Source organism: Roseomonas sp. F4 (genome assembly GCF_053891155.1).
Genome location: NZ_JBSSHK010000004.1, coordinates 445,972 through 471,081 on the forward strand (window position 1 = coordinate 445,972; position 25,110 = coordinate 471,081).

General features: G+C 70.0%; 21 protein-coding genes. 7 read left to right on the forward strand and 14 right to left on the reverse strand.

Annotation, left to right across the window (positions count from 1 at the left end; all coding sequences use genetic code 11):
* Positions 1-46: 46 nt before the first annotated feature.
* From ACVFYP_RS18545 to ACVFYP_RS18560, 4 genes are read right to left on the reverse strand one after another with little or no spacing between them, the layout of a single operon-like run.
* The gene (locus ACVFYP_RS18545; protein ID WP_499201686.1) at positions 47-1,030 is read right to left on the reverse strand and encodes an ABC transporter ATP-binding protein; all 984 of its coding nucleotides are present in this window, start codon (positions 1,028-1,030) and stop codon (positions 47-49) included.
* The gene (locus tag ACVFYP_RS18550) at positions 1,027-1,992 is read right to left on the reverse strand and encodes an ABC transporter ATP-binding protein (RefSeq protein WP_499201687.1); all 966 of its coding nucleotides are present in this window, start codon (positions 1,990-1,992) and stop codon (positions 1,027-1,029) included. The genes ACVFYP_RS18545 and ACVFYP_RS18550 overlap by 4 nt, the downstream gene beginning before the upstream one ends.
* Entirely contained in the window at positions 1,989-2,849 is an 861-nt protein-coding gene (locus tag ACVFYP_RS18555; protein WP_499201688.1) for an ABC transporter permease, read from the reverse strand. Before ACVFYP_RS18555 ends, ACVFYP_RS18550 begins: the two co-directional genes overlap by 4 nt.
* Positions 2,846-3,841 (reverse strand): ABC transporter permease, encoded by a 996-nt coding sequence (locus ACVFYP_RS18560; protein ID WP_499201689.1) that lies wholly within the window; start codon positions 3,839-3,841, stop codon positions 2,846-2,848. The genes ACVFYP_RS18555 and ACVFYP_RS18560 overlap by 4 nt, the downstream gene beginning before the upstream one ends.
* Before the next feature lie 64 nt (positions 3,842-3,905).
* Here ACVFYP_RS18560 and ACVFYP_RS18565 point away from each other — a divergent pair, with 64 nt between their 5' ends.
* Genes ACVFYP_RS18565 through ACVFYP_RS18580 form a run of 4 tightly spaced genes read left to right on the forward strand, consistent with a single transcriptional unit; the run spans position 3,906 to position 8,576 of the window.
* Positions 3,906-5,492: an ABC transporter substrate-binding protein gene (locus ACVFYP_RS18565; protein ID WP_499201690.1), complete on the forward strand. Its 1,587-nt coding sequence runs from the start codon at positions 3,906-3,908 to the stop codon at positions 5,490-5,492.
* Positions 5,492-6,199, forward strand: a complete 708-nt coding sequence (locus ACVFYP_RS18570; protein ID WP_499201691.1) for a creatininase family protein — start codon at positions 5,492-5,494, stop codon at positions 6,197-6,199. The genes ACVFYP_RS18565 and ACVFYP_RS18570 overlap by 1 nt, the downstream gene beginning before the upstream one ends.
* Positions 6,184-7,194, forward strand: coding sequence for a ketopantoate reductase family protein (locus tag ACVFYP_RS18575; RefSeq protein WP_499201692.1), 1,011 nt, complete (start codon positions 6,184-6,186; stop codon positions 7,192-7,194). The genes ACVFYP_RS18570 and ACVFYP_RS18575 overlap by 16 nt, the downstream gene beginning before the upstream one ends.
* Positions 7,191-8,576, forward strand: a complete 1,386-nt coding sequence (locus tag ACVFYP_RS18580; RefSeq protein ID WP_499201693.1) for a M20/M25/M40 family metallo-hydrolase — start codon at positions 7,191-7,193, stop codon at positions 8,574-8,576. The genes ACVFYP_RS18575 and ACVFYP_RS18580 overlap by 4 nt, the downstream gene beginning before the upstream one ends.
* 1 nt (position 8,577) lies before the next feature.
* Here ACVFYP_RS18580 and ACVFYP_RS18585 read toward each other — a convergent pair whose 3' ends face one another.
* The 5 genes from ACVFYP_RS18585 to ACVFYP_RS18605 form a co-directional block, all read right to left on the reverse strand.
* Positions 8,578-9,153, reverse strand: coding sequence for an NAD(P)H-dependent oxidoreductase (locus ACVFYP_RS18585; RefSeq protein ID WP_499201694.1), 576 nt, complete (start codon positions 9,151-9,153; stop codon positions 8,578-8,580).
* 50 nt (positions 9,154-9,203) lie between these two features.
* Positions 9,204-9,698 (reverse strand): gluconokinase, encoded by a 495-nt coding sequence (locus ACVFYP_RS18590; RefSeq protein WP_499201695.1) that lies wholly within the window; start codon positions 9,696-9,698, stop codon positions 9,204-9,206.
* On the reverse strand, positions 9,695-10,672 hold the full coding sequence (gnd, locus tag ACVFYP_RS18595) for a phosphogluconate dehydrogenase (NAD(+)-dependent, decarboxylating) (protein WP_499201696.1): 978 nt from the start codon (positions 10,670-10,672) through the stop codon (positions 9,695-9,697). The genes ACVFYP_RS18590 and gnd overlap by 4 nt, the downstream gene beginning before the upstream one ends.
* A gap of 47 nt (positions 10,673-10,719) precedes the next feature.
* Positions 10,720-11,610 (reverse strand): MBL fold metallo-hydrolase, encoded by an 891-nt coding sequence (locus ACVFYP_RS18600; RefSeq protein WP_499201697.1) that lies wholly within the window; start codon positions 11,608-11,610, stop codon positions 10,720-10,722.
* 75 nt (positions 11,611-11,685) lie between these two features.
* Positions 11,686-12,330, reverse strand: a complete 645-nt coding sequence (locus ACVFYP_RS18605; RefSeq protein WP_499201698.1) for an isochorismatase family protein — start codon at positions 12,328-12,330, stop codon at positions 11,686-11,688.
* Between the two features lie 111 nt (positions 12,331-12,441).
* On the opposite strand from ACVFYP_RS18605, the gene ACVFYP_RS18610 reads away from it, so the two are divergent.
* Positions 12,442-13,344, forward strand: coding sequence for a LysR family transcriptional regulator (locus ACVFYP_RS18610; RefSeq protein ID WP_499201699.1), 903 nt, complete (start codon positions 12,442-12,444; stop codon positions 13,342-13,344).
* Between the two features lie 16 nt (positions 13,345-13,360).
* Here the strand turns inward: ACVFYP_RS18610 and xdhB are convergent, their stop codons facing one another.
* The 4 genes from xdhB to ACVFYP_RS18630 form a co-directional block, all read right to left on the reverse strand.
* A complete protein-coding gene (gene xdhB / locus ACVFYP_RS18615) occupies positions 13,361-15,640 on the reverse strand; it encodes a xanthine dehydrogenase molybdopterin binding subunit (protein WP_499201700.1) in 2,280 nt (759 codons plus the stop codon).
* Positions 15,637-17,046: an FAD binding domain-containing protein gene (locus ACVFYP_RS18620; RefSeq protein WP_499201701.1), complete on the reverse strand. Its 1,410-nt coding sequence runs from the start codon at positions 17,044-17,046 to the stop codon at positions 15,637-15,639. The genes xdhB and ACVFYP_RS18620 overlap by 4 nt, the downstream gene beginning before the upstream one ends.
* 36 nt (positions 17,047-17,082) lie before the next feature.
* Positions 17,083-20,274 (reverse strand): maltose alpha-D-glucosyltransferase, encoded by a 3,192-nt coding sequence (treS, locus tag ACVFYP_RS18625; RefSeq protein ID WP_499201702.1) that lies wholly within the window; start codon positions 20,272-20,274, stop codon positions 17,083-17,085.
* Between the two features lie 427 nt (positions 20,275-20,701).
* Positions 20,702-21,454, reverse strand: a complete 753-nt coding sequence (locus ACVFYP_RS18630) for a response regulator transcription factor (protein ID WP_499201703.1) — start codon at positions 21,452-21,454, stop codon at positions 20,702-20,704.
* A 247-nt stretch (positions 21,455-21,701) separates the two neighbouring features.
* Here ACVFYP_RS18630 and ACVFYP_RS18635 point away from each other — a divergent pair, with 247 nt between their 5' ends.
* Together ACVFYP_RS18635 and ACVFYP_RS18640 are read left to right on the forward strand one after the other, a co-directional pair.
* Positions 21,702-22,976 carry a response regulator gene (locus tag ACVFYP_RS18635; protein ID WP_499201704.1) on the forward strand — a complete coding sequence of 425 codons (1,275 nt, stop codon included), beginning with the start codon at positions 21,702-21,704 and terminating at the stop codon, positions 22,974-22,976.
* Between the two features lie 99 nt (positions 22,977-23,075).
* Positions 23,076-24,233, forward strand: coding sequence for a family 8 glycosyl hydrolase (locus ACVFYP_RS18640; RefSeq protein WP_499201705.1), 1,158 nt, complete (start codon positions 23,076-23,078; stop codon positions 24,231-24,233).
* Positions 24,234-24,250: 17 nt separating this feature from the next.
* Here the strand turns inward: ACVFYP_RS18640 and ACVFYP_RS18645 are convergent, their stop codons facing one another.
* Complete coding sequence (locus tag ACVFYP_RS18645) at positions 24,251-25,108, reverse strand: alpha/beta hydrolase family protein (protein ID WP_499201706.1); 858 nt, start codon at positions 25,106-25,108, stop codon at positions 24,251-24,253.
* Positions 25,109-25,110 lie beyond the last annotated feature (2 nt).

Consider the following 25,110-nt stretch of genomic DNA (forward strand, 5'->3'; position numbering starts at 1 on the left):
ATAATCAGCACGGCGCGGAGCCCGCGTTTCGGTCTGCTTCGCGCCGTTACGCGTGATGGCAGGCCACCAGCGCACCATCCTCCCGCGGCGTCAGCAGCGGGCGTTCGGCGCGGCAGATGTCGGTCGCCTTCGGGCAGCGCGGATGGAAGGCGCAGCCGGAGGGCGGTGAGAGCGGGGATGGCAATTCGCCCGCGATGGGCTTGAACTGCGCCGGCGCGTCGCCGTCCAGCCGCAGTTTCGGCACGCTGTCCAGCAGCCCCTGGGTGTAGGGGTGGCGCGGCGCGGCATAGATGCGGGCGGCCACGCCGCTCTCCACGATGCGGCCGAGATACATGATGGCGACGCGGTCGCTGACATGCCGCACCACGGACAGGTCGTGCGAGATGAAGACGCAGGTCAGGCCGAGGTCGCGCCGCAGGTCGAGAAACAGGTTCAGGATCTGCGCCTGGATCGAGACATCCAGCGAGGCCACCGGCTCGTCACAGACCAGCATCTCGGGCTGCATCGCGAGCGCCCGCGCGATGGCCACACGCTGCCGCTGGCCGCCGGAGAACTGGTGCGGGAAGCGCGTGGCGAAGGCGGGGTCGAGGCCGACGCGCGCCAACCATTCCGCCACCATGCGCGGCGCCTCCGCCCGGGTGGTCAGGCCGTGGGTGACGGGGCCTTCTGCGATGGTCTCACCGATGCGCATGCGTGGGTTCAGCGAGGCGAAGGGGTCCTGGAACACCGTCTGGATGCGCGTTGTAGCTTTGTGCCGCCCGACCATGGGCGCGACGCCCGAGACCAGCACGCGGCCCGTCGTCGGCGCCAGGATGCCGGCCAGCATTCTCCCGAGTGTGGACTTGCCGCAGCCGCTTTCGCCCACCAGGCCCAGCGTCTCGCCGGCGGTGACGGAGAGCGACACGTCGGACACCGCCTGTACCGCGCGACGCTCCACCTGCGCACCCAGCGCGCCGGCGATGCGGTCCCCCAGCGACAGCCGCGGGTCGAAGCGTTTCGTCACGCCCTCCGCCACCAGGATCTGGTTCATGCCGCCACCCCAAGCGGATGGTGGCAGCGGAACAAACGGTCGCCCATGACCACATCCGGCGGGTCCGTCGCGCAGACCGCATCGGCCCGCGGGCAGCGCGGCGCGAAGGGGCAGCCGGGCGGCAGGGACAGCAGGCTGGGCGTGGTGCCGGGAATCTGGTTCAGCCTCTCGCCCGGCAGCGCCGTGGCCGGCAAGCTGTCCAGCAGCCCGCGCGTGTAATGGTGGCGCGGATCGCGCAGCACCTCCCCCACCCGTCCCGACTCCACGATGCGGCCGGCGTACATGACTAGCAGCCGGTCCGCGAGGGAGGAGACGGTGGCCAGGTCGTGGCTGATCCAGACCAGCGCCGTGCCCGTCTCCCGCGCCAGCTTCTGCATCTCGGCCAGGATCTGCGCCTGGATCGAGACATCGAGTGCCGTGGTCGGCTCATCCGCGATGATCAGGTCCGGCTCATGCAGCAGCGCGGTCGCGATCGCCACGCGCTGGCGCATGCCGCCCGAGAATTCGTGTGGATAGGCATCCAGCCGTGTCGCCGCATCCGGAATACCGACGCGGGTCAGCGTGCGCGCGGCGAGGTCCCGCGCCGCGGCCTCGCTGGCCCCACCATGCGCACGCACGGCGAGTGCCATCTGCTGACCGATGGTCAGCACCGGGTTCAGCGTCGCCGCCGGGTCCTGGAAGACCATGGCGATGCGCTTGCCGCGCAGCTTGCGCATTTCGGGCTGCGTCAGCCCCACCAACTCCTGCCCATCGAAGCGGATGGAGCCGGAGACGATGCGGCCGGGCGGATCGACCAGGCCGATCAGCGAAAAGCCGGTGACGGATTTGCCGGAGCCGCTTTCACCGACCAGGCCAAGAATTTCGCCGCGTTGCAGGGTGAAGGACACGCCTTCCACCGCGCGCACCACGCCGGCGCGGGTGAAGAAATGCGTGCGCAGGTCGCGCACTTCCAACAGGCTCATTTGCGGAGCCTCGGGTTGAACTGGTCGCGGATCTGGTCGCCCACGATGTTGATGGCGACGATCAGCAGGATCAGCGCGACGCCCGGATAGACCGATATCCAGCTTCGCCCGTTCATCATGTAGGGAAAGCCGTTGGCGATCAGCATGCCGAGCGAAGGCTCGGTCGGCGGCAGGCCGAGGCCGAGGAAGGACAGCGTGGCTTCCAGCGCGATGGCATTCGCCACCTGCACGGTGCCGACGACGATCAGCGGCGGCAGGCAGTTGGGCAGGATATGGCGCAGCACCACGCGCCAGCTTGGCAGCGGCGTGGCGGAAGCGGCCTCCACATAGTCCTTCTGCCGCTCGGCCGTCGCGGCGCCGTAGGCGGTGCGGGCGAAGTAGGCGTATTGCGCGGCCACCAGCGCGATGATGAGCTGCGACTTCCCCTGCCCCAGCACCGCCACCAGCACAAGCGCCAGCAGGATCGCGGGGAAGGAGAGTTGCAGGTCCACCACCCGCATCACCAGCGCCTCCACCCATCCGCCAAGATGGGCGGAGAGGATGCCGAGCGCCGCACCCAGCGTCATCGCCACCGCGCCGGCGACCAGCCCCATCTGCAAGGAGATGCGCAGCCCATAGAGAATGGCAGAGAGCAGGTCCCGCCCCTGCGCATCCGTGCCGAGCCAATGCACATAGCCGCCGGAGCCGACGAAGCCGGGCGGCCGCCGTGCATCCATTAGGTCCAGTCCGGCGAGGTCATACGGGTCCTGCGGCGCGAAGATCGGCGCCGTTAGCGCGGCCAGCACCACCAGCACGACGACGGCCAGCGCGACGACCGCCACCCAGTTTTCCCGGTACTCGCGCCAGAAGTTGGTCACGCCGCGCGCCCCCTACGCAGCCGCGGGTCCAGCAGCGCGTAGGACAGGTCCACGATCAGGTTGATCACCACGAAGAAGAAGGCGACCAGCACGAGATAGGCCACCATCACAGGCCGATCGAGCGAGGTGATGGAATCGATGATCAGCTTGCCCACGCCGGGCCAGGAGAAGATCGTCTCCGTCACCACGGCGAAGGCCAGCGTCGAGGCGAATTCCAGCCCGAAGACCGTCACCAGCGGAATCGAGATCAGCCGCAGCACGTGCCGCCGCAGGATGGTGAATTCGGACAGGCCGGCGGCGCGGGCGAACTTCACCGTGTCGGTCAGCATGATCTCCCGCGTGCCGGCGCGCGCCAGGCGGATCATCATGGCCAGCTTGAACAGCGACAGGTTCAGCGCCGGCAGGATCAGGAAGGTCAGCCCCTCCGCCGTCAGGAAGGACCAGCCGACGCCGAAGACCTCCACCGTCGGTCCGCGATCTCCCGCCGGCAGCCAGCCGAGATTGACGGCAAAAGTCAGGATCAGCAGCAGACCGACCCAAAAGGTGGGCACCGAAAACCCCAGCACCGACACCGCCATGATGGCGCGGGAGGAGACCGCGTCCGGCCGATACCCAGCATAGATGCCGAGTGGGATGCCGATGAACGCACCGATCAGCACTGCAGCCAGCGCCAGTTCCAGCGTCGCCGGCAGCCGCTGCATCACCAATTCCAGCACCGGAATGTCGAAGACCAGCGACCGGCCGAAGTCACCCGTCAGCAGCCGTCCGAGGAAGGCGAAGTACTGTTGCCACAGCGGCAGGTCCAACCCGTAGCGGCGGATCACCTCCGCCCGGATGTCCTGCGTCGCATCCGGGGCGATCAGCACGTCGATCGGGTTGCCGATGGCGTATACGCCCACGAAGACAAGCGCCGACATCGCCAGCATGACGCCGACCGATTGCAGGAGTCGCTGGATGATGAAGCCGAGCATTGCGATGCAGTATCGGGGCATGGACAGCGGACGCAAGCCGTTCCTACCATCGGCGTGACAGGACGCTTCCCCGGGGACGAAAAGAATGACCCAGACCTTCCGACGCCTCGCCTTGGCCGCCACCACCGGCCTGATGCTGGCAGGAACCGCCGGTGCCCAGACCCTGAACCTCGGCGTACGCGCGGGGCCGGAGGGGGTGGACCCGCATTTCACCGCCACCGGCACGCATGCGGAGGCGCTGAAGCATGTCTTCGACACGCTGGTGACCAGCGGCGACAACCTTCAGCTGGAACCCGGCATCGCCGAAAGCTGGCGGCCGATCGACACCACGACCTGGGAATTCAAGCTACGCCAGGGTGTCACCTTCCATGACGGCAGCCCGATGACGGCGGAGGATGTGGTCGCCTCCATCCGCCGCATGCAGGTCCTTTCGGGCCCGAACCCAACGCGCATCTACGTCCGCAGCGTGAAGGACCTGCGCATCGTCGATCCGCATACGCTGCATGTCATCACGGACGGGCCGGCGCCCACCCTGCCGAACGACTTCATTCGCGTCTTCATCACCTCGGCCCGCGCCACCGCCAGCCTGACGCCGGAGACGAGCAACGAGGCCTTCAACACCGGCCGCGCCGCCATCGGCACCGGCCCCTACCGCTTCGTCTCCTGGACGCCGCGGGAGCAGTTCGTGGTGGAGCGCAACGACAGCTACTGGGGCGGCCGCCAGCCCTGGGCGCGGCATGTGCGCCGCGAAATCCCGAACGACGCCGCCCGCGTCGCGCAGCTGCGCACGGGACAGGTGGACATGATCGTCCGCGTGCCGGCGGCCGATGTCTCGACGCTGGAGCGCGACCGCGCGCTGCGGGTGGTGAAGGCGGATACCGTCTATGTCTTCAACCTGCAGCTCGACCTGCGCGAGAGCACGCCGCAGGTCACCGCCCGCGACGGATCGCGCCTGAACACGAATCCCTATCGCGACATCCGGGTGCGGGAGGCGATGGACCTCGCCATCGACCGCAAGGCCCTGGCCGAGATCGCCATGGAGGGCCTCGGCACGCCGCAGGGCCAGATGGTCACGCCCGGCATCTTCGGCTTCAACCCGAACATCCCCATCCCGACCCCGAACCTGGCCCGCGCCCGCACGCTGCTGGCCGAGGCCGGGTACCCCAACGGCTTTCGCATGGTGCTGAATTTCACCAACAACCGCTTGCCGGGCGACAACGGTGTGGGCACCGCGCTGGCCCAGATGTTTGCCCGCATCGGCATCGAGGTGCAGGCCGCCGGCCAGCCCGCCGCCGTCATCTTCCCGGCCCGCGCGCGTGGCGAGCTTTCGAACATCATGGCCGGCTGGGGCACGCTGACCGGCGAGGCGAACTACTACTATTCGTCCAACGCGCACACCAACAACCCGGCCCTGCGCCTCGGTGCCTTCAACTGGCACGGCTATTCCAACCCGGAGATGGACCGCCTGATCCAGGCCGCCTCCATCGAGCTGGATGACAAGAAGCGGGAAGAGTTGTTGCAGCAGATCGCCACGCTGTTCACCACGGACCGCGTCGGCATGCCGCTGGCCTCCGTCGGCTCCGCCTGGGCGATGCGGCGGGACCGGGTGAACCTGGTGCGGGCACGGACGGATGAGGACACCCTGGCGATAGACATCGTGCCGACGCGCTGATGAACATCGCTGAGCATAACTGGAAGGATATCGAGGCGCGGTTGCGCCTCGATGACCGTTGTGTGTTGCCGCTGGGCAGCACGGAGCAGCACGCCCAGCTTTCCCTGGCGACGGATGCCATCCTGGCGGAGCGTGTCGCGCGGGAAGCGGCGGCACCCCTCGGCGTGCCGGTGTTTCCGGTGATGCCCTTCGGCCTCGCGCCCTACTTCGCCGCCTTTCCAGGCAGCATTTCGCTGCGTGTGGAAACGTTGCTGGCGGTGATGCGCGACCTCATCACCAGCGTCACGCGCGCGGGCTTCCGGCGCGTGATGGTGGTGAACGGCCATGGCGGCAATGCGCCCGTCGCCGCGCTGTTGCAGGAGATGATGGCGGAAACGCCCGGCCTCAGCCTCAAATTCCACAACTGGTACAACACACCGCGCGTCTGGGCCGCGGCCATGGCCGCCGACGCCTCCGCCAGCCACGGCAACTGGTTCGAGAATTATCCCTGGACCCGCCTGCCCCATGCGCCGGCGCCCGAGGGCCGCAAGCCTATCCCGGACCTGGCGCGCATGAAGGCGAGCGGCCCCGCGCAGACGCGGGAAATCCTCGGCGACGGCGCCTTCGGCGGCCCGTGGCAGATCGACGACACAACCATGCAGGCCATCTGGGAGATCGGCGTGGCCGAGACCCGCGAAGCGCTGGAGGGACCATGGCAGACCCGATAGTCATCTGGGGTGCCGGCGCCATCGGCGGCACGCTCGGCGCCTTCTGGGCGCGCGCCGGGCATGACGTGCTGCTGGTCGACACCGTCGCCGAACATGTCGAGGCCTGCCGCACCACCGGCCTGCACATCACCGGCCCGGTCGCCGAGTTCACGCAGGTGATCCCCGCGGTGACGCCGGCGGAGCTCACCGGCACGTTTTCCCGCATTGTCCTCGCGGTGAAGGCCCAGGCCACCGAAGCCGCCATCCCCATGCTGGCGCCGCACCTGGCGCCGGATGGCTTCGTCTTCTCCGCCCAGAACGGGCTGAACGAAATCACCCTGTCCCGCGCCCTGGGCGCCGATCGCGTGATGGGCTGCTTCGTCAATTTCGGCGCCGACTGGCACGGCCCCGGCCAGATCCTGTTCGGCAACCGCAGCGCCGTGGTGATCGGCGAGCTGGATGGCGTGACCCGCCCGCGGACGGAGGCGATGTTCGCCCTCGCCCGAGAATTCGAGCCGGATGCGATCCTCACCGACGACATCTGGTCCTACCTCTGGGGCAAGATGGCCTATGGCGCGATGCTCTTCGCCACCGCGCTGAACAATGACAGCATGAGCGCCAATTTCGGCGATCCGGCGCGCCTGCCCGTCTGGCTGGCGCTGGGCCGGGAAGTCGTCGCCACGGCGCTGGCCCATGGCGTGACGCCGCGTGGCTTTGGCGAGTTCAAGCCGATGGCCTTCGCCCCCGGCGTGCCGGATGCGGAGGGTGCGGCCGTGGTGGATTGGCTGCGCGATTTCAACGCGGTCGGCGCCAAGACCCATTCCGGCATCTGGCGCGACCTGGCTGTCCGCCGCCGCAAAACGGAAGCGGATGCACAGATTGGGCTGGTGCCCGGCTTGGCGGCGGAGAAGGGCATCCCCGTGCCCGTCATGAAAAAGCTCTGCGCCCTGATCGCCGATCTTGAGACCGGCCGCCGCGCCCAATCCCCCGAGACTTTTGCGGCGCTGCTGGCATGAGTGATCCGGTCCTCGACCACCTTCTGGCCCATCGCACCCCCTTCGTCGCGCGCCTCGCCGCCCTGGTCGCCTGCCCCTCCGTCTCCACCGACCCCGCTTTTGCCCCCGGCATGGCGGAGGCGCGGGACTGGTGGTGCGCGCGCCTCGTCGCGCTGGGCTTCGAACAGGTGCGGGAGGTGGCGGCCGGCGGTCACCCCGCCGTCACCGCGCGATGGCATGGCGCCGGGCCGCAGGCGCCGACGCTGCTGGTCTATGGCCATTACGACGTGCAGCCGCCCGACCCGGCCGAGGCCTGGACCTCGCCCCCCTTCCAGCTCACGCCCCGCGGCGGCCGGCTGTATGCGCGCGGCGTTTCCGACGACAAGGGCCCTTCCCTTCTCGCCATCGAGACGCTGGGCGCCTTCCTGGCGGTGGAGGGCAAACTGCCCTGCAACGTCACCATCCTGCTGGAGGGCGAGGAGGAAGTCGGATCCGCCACACTGGCCAAGATCCTGGAACAGGACCGCACCTGGTTCGCCGCGGATGCCGTGCTCTCGGCCGATGGCGCACGCTGGCGGGCCGACATGCCGACGCTGACCGTCGCCACGCGCGGCAATACGGCACTGGAGCTGTCGCTGCGCAGCGCGGGGAAGGACCTGCATTCCGGCCGCTATGGCGGCGTGGTGGCGAATGCCGCCCAGGCCATGGCGCGGCTGCTGGCGACGCTGCACGACGCCCAGAGTGCCATCGCCGTCGCCGGCTTCGCCGATGGCACGACACCGCCCGATGCGGCGATGCGCGCGCAGCTCGCAGCGATTCCCTTCGATGTGGCGGCGCACGATGCCAGCATCGGCGCCGCGCCTTCCGGCCTGTCCACCGCCGCCTTCCTGGAACGGCTCTGGCTGCTGCCGACGCTGGAGGTGAATGGGATGTGGGGTGGCTATACCGGCCCCGGCGGCAAGACCGTCATCCCACACCAGGCCTTCGCGAAACTATCGATGCGGCTGGTGCCGGGGCAGGACCCGGCGGCGGTGGTCGAAGCCGTCTCCCGCCATCTGCGCGCCCATTGCCCGCCCGGCCTGGCGCTGGAGATCCGCAGCCTGCGGGAGGGCAGCCGCGCCACCGAGGTCCCCGGCGACCACCCCCTGCTGCTGGCCGCCGAGGCCGCGCTGACCCAGACCACCGGCACCGCCCCCTTGCGTGTCCGCATGGGCGCGACGCTGCCATTGAGCGACATCGTGCAGCGCGTGCTCGGCCTGCACACCGTCATGTTCTCCTTCGCCACGGCGGATGAGGATTTTCATGCGCCGGACGAGAACTGGCGGGAAAGCGCGATCCCCGAGGGCTTCGCCGCCTGGGTGGCCCTGCTGCGAGAGGTGGGCCGGTTGGGGCGGGTGGGATAGGTCAGGCGGCGGCGGCGCCCAGCCGTCGCATGGTCGCCAGCCAGCCCTGCCGCGTCGCCTCGTCGCGCCCCGCGGCGTTGCCGAACAGGGTCCGGCGCACGGGGCGGATGCCGACGAATTGCAGCAGGTTCCGCTCCAGGCTGCGCAGGCTGTGGGCGCGGAAGAACAGCCGGTAGAGAATGGCCGGCATCCCCATCGTCACCACCACCCGAGCCGACCGCCCGCGCAGCAGCCCGGCATTGAGGCCTCGCGCGCCGCGCGGAAAGGCGAAGCCAGGGCGCATCACCTGCTCGAACAGCGCCTTCAGCGCCGCCGGGATATCGCCGAGCCAGAGCGGGTAGAGGATGACGATGTGCTCGGCCGCGGTGAAGGCCGCCTGCACTGCCGCTACCTCCGCGGAGGGCGCGGCCTCCCATTCCGTGGTGCTGCGCAATGGCGGCAAATCGAGCTGCGCCACGTTCAGCCGTGCCACCACATGCCCGGCCGCGGTGGCGCCCTCGGCATAGGCATTGGCCAGCGCATGGACCAGGCAGCCTGGGTCGGGATCCGGATGGCCATCGAGGATCAGGATGCGCATGCGGCGTCCCGTGGCGGTGTCCGCCCAGCCTGCGCCTTTTCCGGGCGGCGTTAAACGCCCAATCGGGCAATGGCCTCCGCTGCCAGCGCGTCCGGCGTCGCCGCGACATCCAGCAGCACGGCCCCTTCCTCCGGCGCCGGGGGTTCCAGCGTGGCGAATTGGCTGGCCACCAGGCTGGCCGGCATGAAGTGGTTTTGGCGCGCCGCCTGGCGCGCCGCGACCAGGGCCATGTCGCCTTGCAGGAAGACCAGCCGTAGATCGGGCGCCGCCGCGCGCAGGCGGTCGCGATAGGCGCGCTTCAGGGCGGAACAGGTCACCACGCAGCCCCGGCCGCGATGGGCCGCCAGATGCGCGCCGATGGCATCCAGCCAGGGCGCGCGGTCGTCATCATCCAGCGGCTCCCCCCGGCTCATCTTCGCGACGTTCGCGGGCGGATGAAAACTGTCCGCGTCGTCGAAGCGCAGCCCCAGCCGATCCGCGATCAGCGGCCCGACGGTGGATTTCCCCGCGCCCGAAACGCCCATCACCAGAACAAGATGGCTCATTTCGGCTCCAGATGCCCACCGAAGGCGTTCCGCATGGCCGATAGCGACCGATCCGCGAAGGGCGCCTCCTGCCGTGACCGGAAGCGGGAATAGAGCGCGGCGGAGAGCACCGGCGCCGGCACCGCGCTTTCGATCGCCGCCTGCACCGCCCAGCGCCCCTCCCCACTGTCGCCGACCCGCCCGGAATAGCTGGAAAGCTCCCCATCCGCCGCCAGCGCCTGGGCCGTCAGGTCCAGCAGCCAGGAGGCGACGACGGAACCGCGGCGCCAGGCCTCGGTGATATCGGGCACAGGCAGGTCGAGCCGCAATTCCGGCGCCACGGCGTCGCTGCCCTGCTGGCGCAGCAGTTCCAGCCCCTCCGCCATCGCCTGCATCATCCCGTATTCGACGGCATTGTGGACCATCTTGGTGAAATGCCCGGCGCCGTTGGCGCCGCAATGGACGTAGCCCTGTGGTGGGCGCGGGTCGGCTTCGGCGCTGCGGCCCGGCGTGGGGCCGGCGGCCGCCTCGCCCGGCGCCAAGGCCCGAAACACCGGGTCCAGCCGTTCCACCTGTTCCGCCGGCCCGCCGATCATCAGGCAGTAGCCGCGCGCCAGGCCCCAGACACCGCCGGAGGTGCCGATATCCAGCATGTCGATGCCGGCGTCGCGCAGCAGCTCGGCACGGCGGATGGCGTCCTTCCACATGCCGTTGCCGCCATCGATCACGACATCGCCGGAGGCCAGGAAGCTGGAGAGCTGGTGGATCGCGTCTTCCGTCGCCTCCCCCGCCGGCAGCATGACCCAGACGGCGCGGGGCTCGGCCAGTTTCCCGGCCAGATCCTCCAGATCCTTGGCCGCCGTTGCCCCCTCCGCCGCCAGCTTTGCCACCACCTCGGGGTCGCGGTCCCAGACCACGCAGTCGATGCCGGCGCGAATCAGCCGCCGCACCAGATTGCCGCCCATGCGCCCGAGCCCGACCATGCCGAGTTGCATTGCCCATTCCTCCCGTATCCGTTGGTCAGGATGCGGGCCGGCGGCGGTCAGGACAAGCCGGCGGCGGCCTCGGCGGTCTTCGGCTTCACCGGGATCTTCAGGTAGCGCACGCCATTGGCCTCCGCCGCCGGGAAGCGGCCGGCGCGGATATTCACCTGGATGGAGGGTAGCAGCAGAGTCGGTGCCGCCAGCTTCGCGTCGCGGGCGGTGCGGAAGGCGACGAAATCCTCCTCCGTCTGGCCATCCTTCACATGCGGGTTGTGAGCGCGCTGTTCAGCCACGGTGGACTGCCAGGCGAAGCGGTCCCGGCCCGGCGCCTTGTAGTCGTGGCACATCCACAGCCGGGTTTCGGGCGGCAGGGCCAACAGGCGGTGGATGGAACGGTACAGCGTGCGTGCATCGCCACCGGGGAAATCGGCGCGGGCGGTGCCGTAGTCGTGCATGAACAGCGTGTCGCCGACGAAGACATCGTCCGCGATCTTGTAGGCGGCGCAGGCTGGCGTGTGGCCCGGCACATGCAGCACCTCCACCTCCAGCCCGCCGATACGGAAGCGCTCGCCATCCTCGAACAGATGGTCGAAGTCACCGCCCTCGGGGGTCATGTCCTCCAGCCCGAAGACAGGTCGGAAGATGGTCTGCACCTTCTTCACACCGGCGCCGATGCCGATCCGCGCGCCGCTATGCTGCTTGATCCAGGGGGCGGCGGTCAGGTGATCGGCATGGACATGGGTTTCCAGCACCCAGTCCAGCGTCACACCCTCCGCCTTCGCCGCGTCCAGCAGCGCCTGGGCGGAGGTCGTGTCTGCCTCCCCGCTCCGATTGTCCCAATCGAGCACCGGGTCCACCACCGCGCCGTGCTTCGTGGCCGGGTCCCACACAAGGTAGGAGACGGTGTTCGTCGGCTGGTCGAAGAAAGCACGGATTTCGGCCCTGGCCATGACTATCTCCCCTGGCTTCGGCCGATCCTACAGCATGATCGCACTGTGAATCACCGAGTTCCTGGGCAGAATTTCTTACCCGGCCGGCAATTGCATCCCACGCCCGTCTGGCGTGGTGTCCTGCACAGTCCCGACGGTGGAGGCCGGCCAGTGCTGCCGGATGATGCCCATCATGCCGCCCCCGAACGGCCCCGCGAAATCGGTGCCCAGTTCCGTCAACGTGTTCAGCCACCCCGCATTCACCGCACCCGCCGCGGCCAGGCGCTGGATGGCCATATCCTCGGCCAGCTTGCTGTTGCTGCCGGACACGTCGGTCACGACCTGCACGTTGTAGCCCGCCCGCAGCAGGTCCAGCGCCGTGTGCAGCGTGCAATTGTCGATCGAGATCCCGCCAATGATCACATCCCGCCTTCCCGTCGCCGCGAGCCAGGCCATGAAGGCGCTGGTGCAGCCGGATGGCGTGGTGCGCGGGAAGGTCGCGGCCCCCGCATCGATCAGGGCGCGTATCTCGGGCAGGAATGTGCCGTAATAGCCGTTCTCCTCGCCGAAGACCGCCGTCGGCATGGCAAACAACGCGCTGAACTTGGCATAGGCCTGGATGTTGTTCCGGAACTGGCGGCCGGGGATGGTGGTGATCAGATTGTCGAGGCCGGTGACGTAGTCGACATAGACGACAACGGCACTGTCCGGCGTCATGCGGCGAAGCGCGGGATGGGTCATGGGGAGCGGGTCCTTGGCTGTTTCAACGAGCCGAGAGGTAGGGCGCTCCGCAAGGCCGTCGCCGGCGCGGAAGTGGGACGGGCCGTTCCCGGATGGGAACGGGCCGGCGCCTTGAACAGCGAAGATCTTCGCCTATTCCTGCGCGTCGCCGAGGCCGGCAGCCTTTCGCGTGCGGCCACTGTGCTGCGCCGCCCGAAATCCTCCATCAGCCGGCAGTTGGCGCGGCTGGAGGATGAGGCCGGGGCGCGGCTTCTCGAACGGGGTCGGGAGGGAGTCCGCCTGACCGACGCCGGCCGGGTGCTGCTGGCGCATGCCGCGCAGGTGGCAGCCCTGATCGATGGCGCGGCGGCAGCGGTCCAGGCGGCGCTGGAGACCCCGCAGGGGGTGCTTCGGGTGAATGCGCCGCATCTCTTCGCGACGCATTTCCTGGCGCCGCATCTGCCTGCCTTCCTGGCAGCCCATCCCGGCGTGAAGCTGGTGCTGGACGTTTCACCGGTGCCGGTCGGCGCGGCGGCGGCCGAGACGGATGTCATGATCCGCGTCGGCCCGCTGGAGGACAGTTCGCTGCTGGCACGACGCATCGGCACCAGCGAGCTCCGCCTTTATGTGACCCCCGCCGCACTGGGCGGCCTGGCGCCGGAGGAGGCCGCCGCGCGGCTGCGGGTGTCGGGCATCGCGGAAGATGCGCCGCTGGGCCAGTACCGCAACGTCATCGCCTTCGAAGCAGGGACTCCGGTCCAGCGGATCGAGGTGCTCGACCCGATCATCCGCCATGGCCTGGTCACCGCGGGGGCGGGTGCGGCCTGGCTGCCCGCCTTCCTCTGTCGCTCTGCGGCGGAGCGGGGTGAGCTTCTGGACCTAATGCCAGACGCCCCGCGTGGCCCCATCGCGCTGCACGCCGTCTTTCCGCCGGAGGGATCGAAAAGCCCGAAGCTGCGGGTCTTCCTCGATTTCCTGACGTCATTGGACGTGCTGGGAAACCGCGATGGCGGCCCATCACGCCAGGATCGGTAGCGGTAGCAGGATCACCTCAGCTCCAGCCGCCGGTCCCGGCCTTCCGGTGCAGCGCCATGAGAATGCGTTCCGGCGTGGCAGGCAGGTCCAACGCCTCCACCCCGATCGCGTCCTTCAGCGCATTGGCGACGCTGATCGCCAGCAGCAGCGGCGGCTCCCCCACCGCCTTGGAGCGGAAGATGGTCTCGGACCGCGCCGGCGCGCCTTCCAGCAGCCGCACGTTGAAGACGGGCGGCACGTCGCGGGAGCCGGGGATCTTGTAGGTGGAGGGCCCCACCGTGCGCAGCCGGCCCTGCGCGTCCCACCAAAGCTCCTCGCAGGTCAGCCAGCCCATGCCCTGCACGAAGGCGCCCTCGATCTGGCCGCGATCGACGGCCGGATTCAGGCTGCGCCCGCAATCCTGCACGATGTCGGTGCGCAGGCAGCGATGCTCGCCGGTCAGCGTATCGACGATGACTTCCGACGCGGCCGCGCCGTAGGAGAAGTAGAAGAAGGGATTGCCGCGCATCGTCGCGCGGTCCCAATGGATGTCCGGCGTGCGGTAGAAGCCGGTGGAGGACAGCGAAACCCGTTCCAGGAAGCAGAGTCTCGCGAGTTCGCTGAACTCCAGGAAGACATTGCCACCTACGCGCTCGGCCCAGACGCGGTTGTCGGCGAAGATCACCTGGTCGGCCGGAATGCCGAAGCGGGTCGCCGCCACCTCCGCCATCCGGCCCTTGATCGTCTCGGCGGCATTGTGCGCGGCCCAGCCGTTCAGATCGCTGCCGGTGCTGGCTGCGGTGGGCGCCGTGTTCGGCACTTCCGCCGTGCTGGTCGCGGTGATGGCGATGCGGTCGAGGTCGACGCCGAAGACGTCGCAGACCACCTGCGCCACCTTCACGAACAGCCCCTGACCCATCTCCGTGCCGCCATGGTTCAGCCGGATGGAGCCATCGGCATAGACATGCACAAGCGCGCCGGCCTGGTTCAGATGCATGACGCCGAAGGAGATGCCGAAGGCCAGCACCATGGAGCCCAGGCCACGCCGCAGCGTGGGATGCGCCGCGTTGAAGGCCGCGATCTCCCCCCGCCGCCGGTCCCAATCGCTGTCCTGCCGGGCCTCGGCCCAGACGCGGGCGATCAGGTCGCCCTCGACCTTCTGGCCATAGGGCGTCTCCTCCCCATTGCCCGGCGCGCCGCAAAAATTGCGCGCGCGCACCAGCTCCGGCGGCAGGCCGCAGGCGGCGGCGACGCGATGCACCACATCCTCCATCAGCAGCGCGCCCTGCGGGCCGCCGAAGCCGCGGAAGGCGGTGTGAGAGACGGTGTTGGTCTTCACCGCGCAGCCGGTGATCGCCACATCCGGCACGTCACAGCAGTTCAGCGCATGGGTGATGGCGCGGAAGACGACACCCGGCGACATGTCGACGGACCAGCCGCCATCAGCCGCCAGCAAGGCGGTCAGGCCCAGGATACGACCCTGCTCGTCGAAGCCGGCGGTCCAGCGGTAGAGGAAGGGATGGCGCTTGCCGGTGGCGATCATGTCGGCCCGCCGCGACAGCCGCAGCTTAACCGGCCGCCCGGTGGCCTGGGCCGCCAGGGCGGCCGCCGCCGCGACCCAGCTCGCATTGCTCTCCTTGCCGCCAAAGCCGCCGCCCATGCGCCGGCAGGTGACGGTGACGCGGTGGCAGGCGCCGCCCAAAACCTTCGCCACCACATGCTGCACTTCGGAGGGATGCTGGGTGGAGGAGACGACGAGCATCTCCCCATCCTCCCCCGGCGTGGCGAGGGCGATCTGGCCTTCGAGGTAGAAGTGCTCCTGCCCGCCGGCGCGGAATTCCGCCTCCATCCGGCGCGGCGCCGCGGCGATGGCCCGTGCCGCGTCGCCGCGCGTCATGACCTGCGGCGCGACCACATGCTGGTCGAGCTCCAAGGCCCGCTCGATGCTCAGCACCGGCTCCAGCGGCGTGATCTCGGCCTGGATGGCGGCGGCGGCGCGGAGCGCATCGTCGCGGCTGGTGGCGACGACCAGGGCCAAGGGCTGGCCGGCGAATTCCACCAAGCCGTCGGCGAAAAGCGGCTCATTCACCGCGATGTCGTTCTGGCCCGGCACGTCGCGCGGGCCGAGCACGGCGACCACCCCCGGCATCGCCCGCGCCGCCGCATCGTCCAGCGCCAGCAGCCGGCCATGGGCGATGGGGGAGAGCACCAGCGCCGCATGCAGCGTGCCGGCGGCCTCCGCCGCATCATCGGCGAAGCGGGCCTCGCCGGTCGTGTGTTTCAGCGCGCTGTCATGGCGCAGGGCGGCGCCCTTCATGGGCACACCGCATAGCTGGCGACATCCGCGGGCAGGTCGGGGTTCGAGCCCCGCAGCGCCAGGCGCCGCAGCAGCCCCTGTGCCACCATCAGCCGATAGGCGGCCGTGCCGCGCCAATCCGACAGCGGCGCGATCTCCTCCGCCAGCACTTCAGCGGCCTCCCCCAGCGTGGCGGCGTTCAGCGGATGGCCGCGCAGCGCGGCCTCGGCTCGCGGCGCACGGGCGGCCATGGGGCCGACGCCACCGAAAGCCAGCCGCGCCTCTACCACCCGCCCCGCCTCCATCCGTATCCAGAAGGCGGCACCGACCGTGGCGATGTCCTGGTCGTGGCGCTTGCTGACCTTCTCACAGACAAACAGATCGTCGGGCGCGCGGCGCGGCAGGATGACGGAGAGGATGACCTCATCCGGCGCCAGATCGTTCACCCGATAGCCCTTGAGGAAATCCGCCACCGCAATCTGCCGCCGCCCGCGCAGCGAGGCCAAGGTCACCTGTGCCCCCAGCGCCAGCAGCGGCGGCAGCGCATCGCCGATGGGGGAGGCCGTGCCGAGATTGCCGCCCAGCGTGCCCAGCCCGCGGATCTGCCGCGAGCCGAGCCGTGCCAGCAGGCTGACAAGCGGTGCGAAACCTGCCTCATGCCGGCAGGCCTCCAGCAGCGCGGCATAGGGGAGCGCGGCGCCGACCTCCAGCGCGTCCTCCGTCGCCCGCAGCGCGTGCAGTTCGGGCACGCCGAGCAGGCAGATCACCTCCGCCGGCCTTTCGCGATGGTCGGAGACGCGCAGGCCGAGATCGGTACCCCCGGCCAACAGCCAAGCGTCCGGATGCGCTGCCCGCAGTGCCAGCAAGGCATCAAGCATCACCGGCCGATGGAACACCTGGCCCGGTGCCTCGAAGCGCGCCGGTTCGGCTGGCAGCGGTTCAGGCGCCGCCATGCCGTCATCGGCAAGGCCGGCAAAAACATCGAGGATCGGGCGATAGCCGGTGCAGCGGCACAGGTTGCCGGCAAGGGCCTCATGCACCTCCCCGCCCTGGCGCGCATGCGCCCAGGCGGTCATGACAATGCCGGGGGTGCAGAAGCCGCATTGCGTGCCGTCGCTCTCGGCCATGGCCCGCTGGATCGGGTGCGGCGCGCCATCCGCGCCGCGCAGGCCCTCCACCGTGCGGATGGCGCGGCCGTGCATCTGGCCCAACAAAGCGAGGCAGGCATTGATCGGCGTGCGGCTGCCCTCCGCCCCCTCCAGCACCACGGTGCAGGCGCCGCAGTCACCCTCCGCGCAGCCTTCCTTGGTGCCCATCAGGGCCGCCGGACCGCGCAGCCAATCGAGCAACGAGGTGGTGGGGGAGGTGCCGGGCGGCAGGTGGACCTGCCGCCCGTTAAGGAGAAAGGCGATGGAGGTGGCGCTCATGGCCCGAGCATAAGCAAAAGCCGGGCCTGCGGACCATCATCCCGGCTCGGAGACATCCTCCCCGAGCATCCGCGCCCCGATCGTCACCAGCCCACGCAGCGGCACCGGCAGCCAGGCCGGGCGGTTGGCGATCTCGTAGCCCACCTCATAGGCCGCCTTTTCCAGCAGGAAGAGGTCGAGCGCCGCCGCCGCCCCGGCCGGCACCGGCCCGGCCTCCGCCTCCCAGGCCGTGTTGTAGGCGCTGAGGAAGGCGGCCTCCGCCGCCACCCGCCAGCGCGCGATCAGCGCCGAGCGGCGCGAGGTCGGCGCGGCGGTGGCGGAGCCGGATTCCTCCGTCGCCGTCGCCACCGCGCCGGCATAATCCAGGCTGCGCAGCAGACCGGCGACATCGCGCCAGGGGCTGGATTTCGCCCGGCGGTCATCCAGCGACCGCGCCGGCTCACCCTCGAAATCCAGGATGACCGCATCGCCCGGTGCAACCAGCACCTGGCCCAGGTGGAAGTCGCCATGGATGCGGGTGGCCATCAGCGATGCCGGGTCCGGCGGGTTGGCGCGCAGCGCCGCGAGCAGTGCCTCACGCCGGCTCGTCAGCCATTCTGCCAGCCGCGCCGCCTCCCCTTCCAGCCCGGGCGCGGAGAGATATGCCAAGGCCCTGTCCAGCATCGCCGCGGTCTGCTCGACCCACTGCGTCACCATCGCCGCATCGGCGGCATCCGGCGCGAAATCCGGATCCTCCGAGGGGCGGGCGAGCACCAGGTGCAGCTGCGCCAGGCGGCGGCCGATGGCCTCAGCCAGGGGCAGGTAGCCGGCCAAAGGGTCGTCGGGTTCGGACTCCGTCAGCGCGGCGTCATCGACGGTCCGGGCCAGCCAGTCCAGCGTCCAGCCCCAGGCATCGCCCTGGTTGCGGCTGAAGGCCTGCAGGACCATCAGCGTATGCGGCACGCCCTGCGCATCCACCCGCACCACCTCGCCCAGCAAGGCCGGGGTGCCCGGATAGCCGGCGGCGGTCAGGTGGCGCGCCATTTCCGATTCCGGATGGCGGCCGGGCAGCACGCGGCGGAACAGCTTCATCACCACCTGCTCGCCGATGATGACGGTGGAGTTGGATTGCTCGACCCCCAGGCGTCGCACATCCGGCACGTCCGGCAGGTCCATGGCCCGCAGCGCCTCGGTAGCCGTGAAGCGCACCGCGCCTTTCGGTGTTTCCACACTGTCGCCATTGCGGCAGGCGGCCAGCACGGCGCGAACGAAGCCGTCCACCGCCATGGCGTCGGTCAACAGCCCGACGCGGGAGCCCTGGCGCAGCCGCGCCAAGGCGAGCTGCCCGGCCGGCAGGCTTTCCTCCTCCACGCCGATGCGCGCCATGGGCAGTGACCAGAGGGCACCATCCACCTCCAGCTCCGCGAGGATCATCAGCGGCGACAGGGCGAAGGGCACGGCATAGGCGAAATGCGGAGGGTTTTCGGAGGTCTGGTTCTTGGCGCCGAACCAGCGGCGGCGATGCAGCCATTCCGGCAGCACCTCCCGCTCCAGCACCCGGCGGGCCTCGGCGATCAGGGATTGCGCGCCGCCGGCCTTCATATCGGCCGGCCCGACCAGGGTACGCAGCTCCGCCAGCGGTTGCGGCGCGGCGACATGCCAGGCCGGCAATTGCGCGCCTTCCGCCAGCAGGAACCAGTGGAAGGCATAGGGCGGCAGGGTCAACACATAGGACTGGCCGCCGATGGGCGGGAATGGCGTGCCACCCAGCATCTCCACCGGAACGCGGCCGGCCAGCGCCGACAGGTCCAGCTCCACCGCCTGCGCGGCGCGGGAGAGGTTGAAGACGCACAGCACAACATCGCCCTCATACTCGCGCAGATAGGCGAGCACCTTGCGATTGCCGGGATAGAGCAGCCGCATCGCGCCGCGGCCGAAGGCCTGGCTGCGACGCCGCACCGCCAGCATGCGGCGCGTCCAGTTCAGCAGGCTGTGGCTGTCCCGCGCCTGGGTTTCGACGTTCAGGCTCTGATAGCCATACATCGGGTCCTGAATGGTCGGCAGGACCAGCGCGGCGGGATCGACGCGGGAAAAACCGCCATTGCGATCCGGCGACCACTGCATCGGCGTCCGCACGCCGTCGCGGTCGCGCAGGAAGACATTGTCGCCCATGCCGATCTCGTCGCCGTAATAGATCACCGGCGTGCCGGGCATCGACAGCAGCAGCCCGTTCATCAGCTCGATCCGCCGACGGTCATTCTCCATCAGCGGCGACAGGCGCCGGCGGATGCCGAGGTTCAGGCGAGCGCGACGATCCGCCGCATAGACCGACCAGAGCGTGTCACGCTCGGAATCGGTGACCATCTCCAGCGTCAGTTCGTCGTGGTTGCGCAGGAAGACGGCCCATTGGCAGCCATCGGGAATTTCCGGCGTCTGGCGCAGGATATCGGTGATCGGGAAGCGGTCTTCCTGCGCCACCGACATGTACATGCGCGGCATCAGCGGGAAGTGGAAGCACATGTGGCACTCGTCGCCATCACCGAAATACTCCTGCACATCCTCCGGCCATTGGTTGGCCTCGGCGAGCAGCATGCGGTTCGGGTAGCGATCCTCCAGCGCCGCGCGGATGCGCTTCAGGATGGCGTGGGTCTCGGGCAGGTTCTCGTTGTTGGTGCCGTCGCGCTCCACCAGATAGGGCACGGCGTCCAGCCGCAACCCGTCCACGCCCAGGTCGAGCCAGAAGCGCATGACGCGCAGGATGGCTTCCAGCACGCGGGGATTGTCGAAATTCAGATCGGGCTGGTGGCTGTAGAAGCGGTGCCAGTAATGCGACTTGGCAACCGGGTCCCAGGCCCAGTTCGACTTCTCCGTGTCGATGAAGATGATCCGCGTGCCGTCATAGCGATTCGGATCGTCCGACCAGACGTAGAAGTCCCGCTGCCAGGAGCCGGGCGGCGCGTGGCGGGCGCGCTGGAACCAGGGATGCTCGTCGCTGGTGTGGTTGATGACCAGCTCCGTGATCACCTTCAGCCCGCGCGCATGGGCTTCACGCACCAGACGCCGGAAATCCGCGAGCTTGCCGTAATCCGCATGGACATCGGTGTATTCGGCGATGTCGTAGCCATCGTCGCGCCGGGGCGAAGGGTAGAAGGGCAGCAGCCAGATCGCGTCCGCGCCGAGGCCCGCGACGTGATCCAGCTTGGAGATCAGCCCGGCGAAGTCGCCGATGCCATCGTCATTGCCGTCCATGAAGGATTTTGGGTGGAGCTGGTAGATGACGGCGTCGCGCCACCATAAGGGCGCCCGCGCCAGGTCCCATGCCTGCTCCTGCCTGCCTGCCTGGGATGCCCCCGCCCCGGTCGTTGCAGCCTGGTCCGTCCCAACCTGGTTCGTCCCCGGCTGGTTCGCCGCGCTCCGTCCGTCCGCCATGCTGGCCGCCATGATCTTCCCCTGATTGAGGAGGCGGAACGCGATGAAACCTGTTCCGTTCCGCCTGCCCCGCCGATCGGCGCCTGATGCTGGTTGGAATGCAGATCGGGGGCCGACCCTGTGTCGCCGCTGCGAGGTCCTGCCGCAAGCGCGGGACGGCCGCCCTCGCGACAGGCGCGCGGGGGCCGGCGACACAAGCGGGTGATTTGTCGCCGCCCGTCGCGCGGATTGGCCGCGCGTAGATGGGCTACTGCGGAAAACCGATGAAGACGTAGCCGACCTGGCGGATGGTGATGATGCAGCGCTCACCCAGTTCCGGCGCCAGCTTCTGCCGCAGATGCAGCACCGCATTGTCCACCGCCCGGTCGCCCGGGCGCCAGGTGCGGCGGAAGACCTGCTGGGTCAGCACTTCCCTCGTCTGCACCTCGCCGGGCTTGGCGGCCAGGGCGGCCATCAGGTCGAATTCCGAGCCGGTCAGCTCCAGCAGGCTGCCGTCGGGCCGCAGCAGCCGGCGTTCCACCGGCTGCAACCGCCAGCGGTCGCGATGCACCGGCGCGGCGGCCATGCCCGCCGGGCGGCGGATTCGCGCACGCAGCCTCGCCACCAGTTCACGGCCGGAGACCGGCTTGACCAGGAAGTCATCGGCGCCGAGCTCCAGCCCCAGCACCCGGTCCGTCTCCTCCCGGTTGCCGGTCACGATCAGGATGGGCGCATTGGTGCGCGCGCGCAGCTCCGGCAGATGCGGCAGCGTGTCCACCGGCCCCAGCCGCTGGTCGAGGATGATGGCATCCAGCCGCTGCGTCTCGACGATGGCCAGGGCCGCCTGGAAGGAATTGGCGACGACGGTGCGCAGGCCGTAGCGCGCCAGATAGGCGGCCATCTCATCGGTCAGCTCCCGCTCGTCATCCGCCAGCAGCACCAACGGCAGCAGCGCCTGCCCCATCGCCATGGTCTCCCGGCTGCGTGGTTCAGCATCCGCGACGTCAAGGCGAGCGGCCATCGTCCTCAACGTCATGGAATGTCTCCCGGGATGGGCGAGCAGTCCACAAATGGAGACGTTCGCCGACGCGGAGGTTAACCGAGGACAAAGGCTGACGTCGAGCGGCCGTCTCAGAAAAAGGCATAAATCATTCCGCAAAAGGCGACACCACGGCGACGCGTTAACGTCTCATTCATCTCTCCGCCTTCCAGGGACGGTGCCGGATTGCCGGATCGCCCTGCCAGGACCTGCGAGACGGAGCCGTGCGATGAACATGCCGATCAGCCTTGGCAGCGCCCCCAGCCCGGCGTCGCTGCGCCTGCAAAGCCTTGCCGGACTTTCGGTGATGCTGGTGGATGACGAGGTGGAGGTGCTGGAGGAACTGGCCGGCGCGCTCGGCCGGCGCGGCCTCGACGTGCTCTCCGCCAGCTCGGCGGCAGCGGCACTCGCCCTGCTGGCTGGCCGGCCGGACGTGGCGACACTGGTCAGTGACATCCGCATGCCGGCGATGGATGGGCTGGCCCTGGCGGAGGCGGCGCTGCGGGGCAGGACGGAGGCGGAGGCTTTGGAGGTGGTGCTGGTCACGGGCTACGCCTCCTCCGCCCATGGCATGGCGGCGGCGCGGCTTGGCGCCTTTGGCCTGCTGCAGAAGCCGATGCGGGGTGCCGACCTGGCGCGCATGGTGCAGGACGCCCTGGCCCGCGCGGCGCTGCGCCGCGGGATCTCGCTGGGACGCGACCGGGGCGCGAGGGCGCGCTGGAGCGCGCCGGGCTGGAACGCCACCGACCCCGCCTCGCGCCAGCGGCCGGCCACCCCCGGCCCGCACCCCTTCCCCCCGATCCCGGCGCCCCGCCCCGCCCCGCGGCGCCCTGCCCCGCCCCTGACCGTCGTCCCTGCCCCCCGGCTCGACCCGACCCGCGCCGCGGAGGCCCTGCTGCACAGCCTGGCGCAGCGGCTGGACGCCGCGGGGCATGGCATCGAGGCGATCGCCCGCGATCTGCACGGCCCGCTCGGCGACCTGCTGCGTGCCGTGCCGAAGGCGGAGGCCGGTTCCGGCGCGCCCAGCCGCCTGCTCGACCTGCTGGACGAACTGATGGACATCGCGGCGCTGGAGGTCGGTGCCCTCCAGCCGCAGCGCGCGCCGATCTCGGTGCATGGCCTGCTGGATGCCGTGGCGCTGCGGCTTTCCGCGCTGGGCCTGCGCTGCGGCCGACGCATCATCCTGCAGCCGGATGCGGACCCGGCCTTCCTGCTGGACAGCACCCGGCTGGTTCGCGCCATGGCGCTGCTGGCGGGGCTGGCACTGGGCCCGAAGCCCGGCACGGGGCTGGCCGAACTGTCGATCGATGCCGGCGCCGGCCAGGCGCGGCTGGATCTGATGATCCGCCCGCAGTCACCGCCGCCGGAGGCGGAGGATGCAAGTCTGCGCCACATGACCATGGCCATCGCCCGCCACTTGGTCGCCCTGCAGGGCGGCAGGCTGGATACTTGGCCATTGCCCGAGGGCGCCCTGCGCGCCCGGCTGCTGATCCGCGGCACCTGATACCCCGGGCGCCCACGCGCCCGATCCCGAGACCTGAAGCGGCCCCTCCGCGCCCCGTTGGGCGGGACGGGTGATCCGCGCCCCCTGGAGACCGCCTTGATGCTCGCCGAATCGCCAGCCGCCGCCGCGACCCCCCGGCCGACTTTTTCACCGATGGCCCGTCGTGCCTTGCTCGCCCTGACCACCGCCGCCCTGGTGCTGGCGCCCGCCTGCGGCAAGTCCTGGGTGCCGGCCTCGCCGGCAGCGGCCGAGGACGACCCCGCCGCCGAATGGCGGTTGTTCAGCGACCGCTTCATCACGTTGGATGGCCGGGTGGTGGATGATGGCAATGGCGGCATCTCCCACAGCGAGGGCCAGGGCTATGCCCTGCTCTTCGCCGAGGCCTTCGACGACCGCCAGACCTTCGAGCGCGTGCTGCGCTGGACGCGCACCCATCTGCGGCGTCCGGACGGGCTGCATGCCTGGCGCTTCCGCCCGGAGGGGCGGCCGCAGGTGGAGGACAGCAACAATGCCACCGATGGCGACCTCTATATCGCCTGGGCGCTGCTGCGCGCCGCGGATCGCTGGCAGGAGGCCGGCTGGCGGCGCGACGGCCAGCGCATGGCGCAGACCATCCTGCAAAAGCTGGTGGTGGAGGTGGAGGGGCGCTGCCTGCTGCTGCCGGCTGCTTTCGGCTTCAACCATGCCGACCGGGTGGTGGTGAACCCGTCCTACTACTGCTTCCCGGCGCTGGCCGCCTTCAACCGGGCGCTGCCGGACCGGATCTGGGGCCGGCTGATTGATGACGGCCAGCAACTTCTGCGCGGCGCGCGCTACGGTCGCTGGGGCTTGCCGGCGGATTGGGTGGAAATCAGCCGCCGTGGTGGTCAGCTCCAGCCGGCCGCGGGATGGCCGGCGCGCTTTTCCTATGACGCGGTGCGGGTGCCGCTCCACCTCGCCTGGGCGGGGATGGGGACGGAGCCGGCGCTGCGCGCCTCCGCGCAATTCTGGACCGGCCCCTGGACGGCGGGCCGGCCCGCCTGGGCCGACCTTCGGACCGGCCATCTCGCCCCCTATATCGCCCCCGCCGGGATCGAGGCGGTGGCGGAGGTGACACTGGCCAGTCACCAGCACCGCGCCGTGCCGCGCCCACTGCCGGGCATCACCCGTGGCACGGAGTATTACTCCGCCGCGCTGTCACTGCTGGCGCGACTGGCCCTGCGGGAGAACCCGCGCAACCTGATCGCGGAGGCCGCGCGCGAGGGACATCCCGGCTGAGTCCCAACTCTCGGGAATTACCCCGCGGCGATGGCTGCCGCCCGTCGCGCCACGCCGCCATTGTCGTGGCCCACGCCCGGCACCGTCTCCAGCCGCCAGTGGAAGGGCACGCCCAGCCGGGCGGCCGCGGCACGGGCTTCCGCGTAGAAGCGCATGCCTCGCGCCAGGCGATGCGGCCCCTGGGCGATGGCGCCGGGCTGGCGCGGGATGGAGCGGTGATTCGGGTCCACGTCATCCGCGCCGAGCAGCACCGTGACGGGCCGCGCGAAGGCCGCCGCCAGCCGTGCATCCTCCACCGTGGTGCCGCCGAGGCCGAAGGGAAAGGCCACGTCCCGCACCGGCATGGTGTAGGAGCCGGCATTGGCGGTGACGATCGTCTCCGCCCGGCTGGTCTCCGCTAGCATCAGGTAGCGATGGACGAATTGCGCGCCGGCGGAATGGCCAAACAGCGCGAAGCCATCCCGTGTCGTCCCGGTATGGGCACGCACCGCGTCCCAGACCCGGTCGATGACACCAAAGGTCCAGGCCTCCGGCGGGTTCGGCACCCCGTCCTGGGTGACGACATTGCCCCAGTTGTAGGAGGCGACGGTCGGAAACTTCGCATGCGAGAATTCGGGCGCGATCAGCAGCAGGTTGGCGGCCTCGGCCTGCGGGATCCATTGCGTCAGATAGCGGTCGGCATCGCGCTGCAATCCGTGCAGCACGATGATCGCCCGTCCCTCCCGCCGCCAATCGGCGGGACGGTGCAGGAAAACCCGCATCGGGCCGGGCTGGCCGGCCGGCTCCGCCATCTCGAACATCTCGGGCGGCTGAGCCCGCGCCGCGCGGGGCACGGCGGCGAGGGCGCCCAGCGCCAGAAGGCTGCGGCGTTGCATCA

What these genes read in the sequence shown, in the direction of transcription:
- ACVFYP_RS18545 (WP_499201686.1), bottom strand. Translation starts at nt 1,030, where the DNA reads ATGAACCAGATCCTGGTGGCGGAGGGCGTGACGAAACGCTTCGACCCG.
- ACVFYP_RS18550 (WP_499201687.1), bottom strand. Translation starts at nt 1,992, where the DNA reads ATGAGCCTGTTGGAAGTGCGCGACCTGCGCACGCATTTCTTCACCCGC.
- ACVFYP_RS18560 (WP_499201689.1), bottom strand. Translation starts at nt 3,841, where the DNA reads ATGCCCCGATACTGCATCGCAATGCTCGGCTTCATCATCCAGCGACTC.
- ACVFYP_RS18565 (WP_499201690.1), top strand. Translation starts at nt 3,906, where the DNA reads ATGACCCAGACCTTCCGACGCCTCGCCTTGGCCGCCACCACCGGCCTG.
- ACVFYP_RS18570 (WP_499201691.1), top strand. Translation starts at nt 5,492, where the DNA reads ATGAACATCGCTGAGCATAACTGGAAGGATATCGAGGCGCGGTTGCGC.
- ACVFYP_RS18575 (WP_499201692.1), top strand. Translation starts at nt 6,184, where the DNA reads ATGGCAGACCCGATAGTCATCTGGGGTGCCGGCGCCATCGGCGGCACG.
- ACVFYP_RS18580 (WP_499201693.1), top strand. Translation starts at nt 7,191, where the DNA reads ATGAGTGATCCGGTCCTCGACCACCTTCTGGCCCATCGCACCCCCTTC.
- ACVFYP_RS18585 (WP_499201694.1), bottom strand. Translation starts at nt 9,153, where the DNA reads ATGCGCATCCTGATCCTCGATGGCCATCCGGATCCCGACCCAGGCTGC.
- ACVFYP_RS18590 (WP_499201695.1), bottom strand. Translation starts at nt 9,698, where the DNA reads ATGAGCCATCTTGTTCTGGTGATGGGCGTTTCGGGCGCGGGGAAATCC.
- gnd (WP_499201696.1), bottom strand. Translation starts at nt 10,672, where the DNA reads ATGCAACTCGGCATGGTCGGGCTCGGGCGCATGGGCGGCAATCTGGTG.
- ACVFYP_RS18600 (WP_499201697.1), bottom strand. Translation starts at nt 11,610, where the DNA reads ATGGCCAGGGCCGAAATCCGTGCTTTCTTCGACCAGCCGACGAACACC.
- ACVFYP_RS18605 (WP_499201698.1), bottom strand. Translation starts at nt 12,330, where the DNA reads ATGACCCATCCCGCGCTTCGCCGCATGACGCCGGACAGTGCCGTTGTC.
- xdhB (WP_499201700.1), bottom strand. Translation starts at nt 15,640, where the DNA reads ATGAAGGGCGCCGCCCTGCGCCATGACAGCGCGCTGAAACACACGACC.
- ACVFYP_RS18620 (WP_499201701.1), bottom strand. Translation starts at nt 17,046, where the DNA reads ATGAGCGCCACCTCCATCGCCTTTCTCCTTAACGGGCGGCAGGTCCAC.
- treS (WP_499201702.1), bottom strand. Translation starts at nt 20,274, where the DNA reads ATGGACGGCAATGACGATGGCATCGGCGACTTCGCCGGGCTGATCTCC.
- ACVFYP_RS18630 (WP_499201703.1), bottom strand. Translation starts at nt 21,454, where the DNA reads ATGGCCGCTCGCCTTGACGTCGCGGATGCTGAACCACGCAGCCGGGAG.
- ACVFYP_RS18635 (WP_499201704.1), top strand. Translation starts at nt 21,702, where the DNA reads ATGAACATGCCGATCAGCCTTGGCAGCGCCCCCAGCCCGGCGTCGCTG.
- ACVFYP_RS18640 (WP_499201705.1), top strand. Translation starts at nt 23,076, where the DNA reads ATGCTCGCCGAATCGCCAGCCGCCGCCGCGACCCCCCGGCCGACTTTT.
- ACVFYP_RS18645 (WP_499201706.1), bottom strand. Translation starts at nt 25,108, where the DNA reads ATGCAACGCCGCAGCCTTCTGGCGCTGGGCGCCCTCGCCGCCGTGCCC.